The following is a 4,656-nucleotide window of genomic DNA, read 5'->3' as shown; positions in this document are numbered from 1 at the left end:
CCGAGGTCGGCGGCCAGCTTCTCGACTTCTTCGCCGACCGCCTGAAGGTGGTGCTGCGCGACCGGGGTGTCCGCCACGATCTGGTGGACGCCGTCTTCGCCCTTGGTGGCGAAGACGATCTGGTCCGGCTGCTCGCCCGCGTCGAGGCGCTTCAGGGTTTCCTCGGCAGCGACGACGGCGCCAACCTTCTGGTGGCATACCGTCGGGCCAGCAACATCGTCCGGATCGAGGAAAAGAAGGACGGGCGCACCTACGGCGATGCTCCGGAAGCGGGTTTGCTGGAACTGGCCGAGGAAGAGGCTTTGTTTAAGTCGTTGGCGGCAGCGGAAAAGAACGCAGTACCGCTTCTGACGGCTGAAGATTTCGCCGGGTGCATGGGAGCACTGGCGGCATTACGCGCACCGGTCGATGCTTTCTTCGACAAAGTAACGGTCAATGCGGATCAGCCCCCATTACGTGTAAACCGCCTGCGTCTTCTCAGTCAGATACCCGCGACCTTGAATCGCATTGCGGACTTCTCCAGAATTGAGGGATAAACCGCTGAGAGCGGCGACCACGACGCTTGACGGCAAACGGGCGCGGCCTGATGTCGCGGGTGAAACCGGGATGCCGTTCGAAACGTTTCCTGATGCCGCAACACAGACGGCAGGACCGGTCCCGAAAGGCCGTGTCCGCCGTCTCGGCGCGCATTCGGAACATGGACTACCCGCCCGGTCCGGGCGGTATAGGGGAGGCGCCGGCGTTACCGCTGATTTAACCAGGGTCGTGCCAGCGTGAAAGTTCATCACAGGAGTTACCGGGGATAACCATGGGCAATCAGGTCACTACCCGCTGGGTCTACAGCTTTGGCGACGGCAAGGCCGAAGGCCGGGCGGAAATGAAGAACCTGCTCGGTGGCAAAGGCGCTAACCTTGCGGAGATGAGCAATCTGGGCCTGCCCGTGCCGCCCGGCTTCACGATCACGACCGAAGTCTGCACCTATTACTACAAGAACGACCGCACATATCCGTCCGACCTGAAGGATCAGGTCACCACCGCACTGGCCGCCGTCGAGAAGAGCATCGGCGCCGGCTTCGGCGATCCGGAAAACCCGCTGCTGGTCTCGGTCCGCTCCGGCGCCCGCGCCTCCATGCCCGGCATGATGGACACCGTCCTGAACCTCGGCCTGACCGATATCACGGTCGAAGGTCTGGTCCGGCGCAGCGGCGACGCCCGGTTCGCCTATGACAGCTACCGCCGCTTCATCCAGATGTACGGCAATGTCGTGCTCGGCGTCGAGCATCACCACTTCGAGGACATCCTCGAAAACGTCAAGCGCGACCGCGACATCACCCTCGATACCCAGCTGGTCGCCGCCGACTGGCAGGCCGTGATCGAGGGCTACAAGCAGGTGGTCGAGCACGAGCTTGGCCGGCCCTTCCCGCAGGACGTCCACGAGCAGCTCTGGGGCGCCGTCGGGGCCGTGTTCAGCTCCTGGATGAACCAGCGCGCGATCACCTATCGCCGCCTGCACGACATCCCGGCCGAATGGGGCACCGCCGTCAACATCCAGGCCATGGTGTTCGGCAACATGGGCGAGGACTGCGCCACCGGCGTCGCCTTCACCCGCAACCCCTCCACCGGCGAGAACGCCTTCTACGGCGAATATCTCGTCAATGCCCAGGGCGAGGACGTCGTCGCCGGCATCCGCACCCCGCAGCACCTGACCATCGCCGGCAGGCAGGCCAACAAATCGGACCTGCCTTCCATGGAAGAGGTCATGCCGGAAGTCTTCAAGCAGCTCGACGCGGTGCGTCTGCGGCTGGAAGGCCACTACCGCGACATGCAGGACATCGAGTTCACGGTCCAGCAGAACAAGCTCTACATGCTCCAGACGCGGACCGGCAAGCGCACCGCTGCGGCCGCCCTGAAGATCTCGGTCGATCTGGCCGCCGAGGGCGTGATCGACCGCAAACAGGCGATCCAGCGGATCGACCCCGCTTCGCTCGACCAGCTCCTGCACCCGACGCTCGACCCCAAGGCCCAGCGCACCGTCATCGCGCGCGGTCTGCCGGCTTCCCCCGGCGCCGCGTCGGGCAAGCTGGTGTTCAGCGCCGACGAGGCCGAGACCCAGGCCCAGCTCGGCGAATCCGTCATCCTGTGCCGGATCGAGACCAGCCCCGAAGACATCCACGGCATGCACGCCGCCCGCGGCATCCTGACCACCCGCGGCGGCATGACCAGCCACGCCGCCGTGGTCGCGCGCGGCATGGGCCGGGCCTGCGTCGCCGGGGCCGGCGACCTGCGCGTCGACTACAAGGGCCAGACCGTCAACGTTCGCGGCGTCACGATCAAGGCGGGCGATCTGGTCACGATCGACGGCTCGACCGGCGAAGTGATGCTGGGCGCCGTTCCGACGATCCAGCCGGAACTGTCGGGCGACTTCGCGACCCTGATGGGCTGGGCCGACGAGATCCGCCGCATGAAGGTCCGGACCAACGCGGAAACCCCGCTGGACGCCCGCACCGCCGTCAAGTTCGGCGCGGAAGGCATCGGCCTGTCGCGCACCGAGCACATGTTCTTCGACGCCGACCGCATCGTCGCGGTGCGTGAGATGATCCTGGCGGAGAACGAGCAGGGCCGGCGTGCCGCACTCGCCAAGATCGAGCCGATGCAGCGCAAGGACTTCGTCGAACTCTTCACCATCATGAAGGGCCTGCCGGTCACCATCCGCCTGCTTGACCCGCCGCTGCACGAGTTCCTGCCGAACTCCGACGCGGAGATGGAAGAAGTCGCCAAGGCGGCGGGCACCGACATCCTGAAGGTGCGCCACCGCGCCGGCCAGCTTCACGAATCCAACCCGATGCTCGGCCATCGCGGCTGCCGTCTCGGCATCTCCTTCCCGGAGATCTACGAGATGCAGGCGCGCTCGATCTTCGAAGCCGCCGTCGAGGTCTTCAAGGAGTCGGGCGAGACCGTGATCCCCGAGATCATGATCCCGCTGATCGGCACCAAGAAGGAGTTCGACATCCTCAAGGCCGTGATCGACAAGGTCGCCGGCGAGGTCATGACCAGCAGCGGCCGCAAGCTCGACTATCTGGTCGGCACCATGATCGAACTGCCGCGCGCCTGCCTTCAGGCCGGCGAGATCGCCGAGACGGCCGAGTTCTTCAGCTTCGGCACCAACGACCTGACGCAGACGACCTTCGGCATCAGCCGCGACGACGCCGGCAGCTTCCTGCCGGATTATCAGCGGACCGGCATCCTGGAACACGACCCGTTCGTGACCATCGACGTCATCGGTGTCGGCGAGCTGGTCAAGATCGCCGCCGAGCGGGGCCGCGCCACGCGTCCCGACATCAAGCTCGGCATCTGCGGCGAGCATGGCGGCGACCCGGCCTCGGTCCACTTCTGCGAGACCGTCGGCCTCGACTACGTCTCCTGCTCGCCCTACCGCGTTCCGATCGCCCGTCTGGCCGCAGCGCAGGCAGCGCTGTCGACCGAGCAGACGAACCGGGACTGAGGACTCTCCGGTGGACCTGACCCAACTCCGCGCGTCGCTGGCGCGCGGAGAAAAGGCGGCCCTGGCGGCGGCGCTGGCCGGGATCGAGCGCGATCCCGACAGCACCGCCACCGCCGGCCTGCTCGATGCCGCCTACTCCGATCCGATCGCCCAGGTGATCGGCCTGACCGGCCCTCCCGGCGTCGGCAAGTCGACCCTGACCGGTGCCCTGATATCGTCGTTCCGGCAGGCCGGTAAAACCGTCGGTTGCATCGCGGTCGATCCGTCCTCGCGCCGCAGCGGCGGCGCCCTGCTGGGCGACCGCACCCGCCTCGCCACCGACCCGGAAGACGCCGGCTGCTTCGTCCGCTCCATGGCGGCGCGCGACCGGCTGGGCGGCCTTGCCGGTCTGACCGTCGCCGCGATGGTCCTGATGAGGGCGGTCTACGACATCGTCCTGATCGAGACGGTCGGCGTCGGCCAGTCCGAAACCGACATCGCCGGCACGGCCGACACGATCGTCTTCTGCGTCCAGCCCGGCTCCGGCGACAGCCTTCAGTTCATGAAAGCCGGCATCGTCGAGATCCCCGACATCGTCGTAGTGACGAAAAGTGACCTTGGCCAAGCTGCCCAGCGCGCCCGCGCCGACGTCAAGGGCGCCCTCAGCCTGGCCGAGGCCGCGCGCGGCGACTGGACGATCCCGGTCCTCAGCCTCTCCGTCCAGCAGCGGCAAGGTGTCGCGGACCTGATCGAAGCGCTGGACCAGCACGCGGCTTGGCTCAAGACCTCCGGCCGCCTCGCCACCCAGCGCCACGCCCAGGCCGAAACCTGGCTGACCGAGTCGGTCCGCGAACGCTTCGGCCGCGAAGGCATCCGCCGCGCCGGCCCTTTGACCCTGCCCCCCGGCGCTCCCCCCTTCGGCCAGCTCCGCGCGGTCGCGCAACGGCTGCTGTAACACCAAGGGCCGAAGAATTTGACCGGTGAAGATGCTTCTGCCGTAGGTCGTGGGAAATCGAAGCCGCGCGCCCCAAGCAAGCGCGGGTATGTGGGGGGGCCCGGGGGGGTGGTTGGGGGGGGGGGGTGTTGGGGGGGGGGGGGGTTGGTGTTGGGTGTTTTTGTGTTTTTTTTTATTTATTTTTTTTTTTTTTTTTTGGGGTGTTGGTTGTGGGGGTGTG

3 protein-coding genes are annotated in these 4,656 nt (G+C 66.5%); all 3 read left to right on the top strand.

Translation table 11 applies throughout. The annotated features are described in order from the left end of the window. Positions 1-536: DALR anticodon-binding domain-containing protein (locus tag AC5JJ6_RS42355; protein WP_496047828.1), on the top strand; the 536-nt coding region annotated here is incomplete at its 5' end. 272 nt (positions 537-808) lie between these two features. Next, complete coding sequence (gene ppdK, locus AC5JJ6_RS42350; protein WP_496047827.1) at positions 809-3,502, top strand: pyruvate, phosphate dikinase; 2,694 nt, start codon at positions 809-811, stop codon at positions 3,500-3,502. A gap of 10 nt (positions 3,503-3,512) precedes the next feature. Then, on the top strand, positions 3,513-4,436 hold the full coding sequence (meaB, locus tag AC5JJ6_RS42345; protein WP_496047826.1) for a methylmalonyl Co-A mutase-associated GTPase MeaB: 924 nt from the start codon (positions 3,513-3,515) through the stop codon (positions 4,434-4,436). Positions 4,437-4,656: the final 220 nt, after the last annotated feature.

The organism is Skermanella sp. (assembly GCF_059503625.1).
The sequence above is the reverse complement of the archived record's forward strand: the minus strand, read 5'-3'. Positions and strand labels throughout refer to the sequence as shown.